General features: G+C 70.2%; 1 pseudogene. It reads left to right on the top strand.

The features are described 5' to 3' along the window. Positions 1-938 (top strand): annotated as a pseudogene (locus tag PV410_RS44590) (IS481 family transposase); the annotation flags it as partial. Positions 939-942 lie beyond the last annotated feature (4 nt).

Here is a 942-nt window from a genome sequence, read left to right as displayed (position 1 = left end):
TGCACCCCTGACCGAGACCGGACGCCTGCGTCTGGCCCGCTGCGTCGTGGACGACGGCTGGCCGCTGCGCCGGGCCGCCGAACGCTTCCAGGTCTCGCCCACCACCGCCCAGCGCTGGGCCGACCGCTACCGCGCCCTGGGCGAGGCCGGCATGGCTGACCGCTCCTCACGCCCGCACCACAGCCCGCGCCGGACCCCGACCCGCACCGAGCGCCGGATCATCAAGGTCCGCCTCGCCCGCCGCTGGGGACCAGCCCGCATCGCACACCTGTTGAACCTGGTGCCCTCCACCGTGCACCGCGTGCTGACTCGATTCGGACTGGCCCGCCTGACCCATCTGGACCGTGCCACCGGCCGGCCGATCCGCCGCTGAACGCGACAAGCCCGGCGAGCTGGTCCACGTGGACATCAAGAAACTCGGCAACATCCCCGACGGCGGCGGCCACAAGATGCTGGGCCGCCCAGCGGGTCGCAAGAACAAGTCCGGCACCGGCTACAGCTACCTGCACACCGCCGTCGACGACCATTCCCGCCTGGCCTACAGCGAGATCCTCACCGACGAGAAACAGGAGACCGCCACCGCGTTCTGGGTCCGCGCCCAGGCGTTCTTCACCGCCGCCGGGATCACCGTCGAGCGGGTCCTGACCGACAACGGATCCTGCTACCGCTCCCGCGTCTGGCGCGATGCCCTGGCAGCGGCCGGCATCGCCCACAAGCGAACCCGGCCCTACCGGCCGCAGACCAACGGCAAGGTCGAACGCTTCAACCGCACCCTGCTCGACGAGTGGGCCTACGCACAGCCCTACCGCTCAGAGACCGAACGACGTGAGGCGTTCCCACACTGGCTGCACACCTACAATCACCACCGCGGACACACCGCGCTGAACGGCAAACCACCCGCCAGCCGCGTCCCCAACCTCACAAGGCAATACACCTAGGCCG

Source organism: Streptomyces sp. PA03-5A (assembly GCF_033792725.1).
Taxonomy (GTDB): Bacteria; Actinomycetota; Actinomycetes; order Streptomycetales; family Streptomycetaceae; genus Actinacidiphila.
Note: the sequence above shows the minus strand (reverse complement) of the source record. Positions and strands in the feature narration are given on the sequence as shown.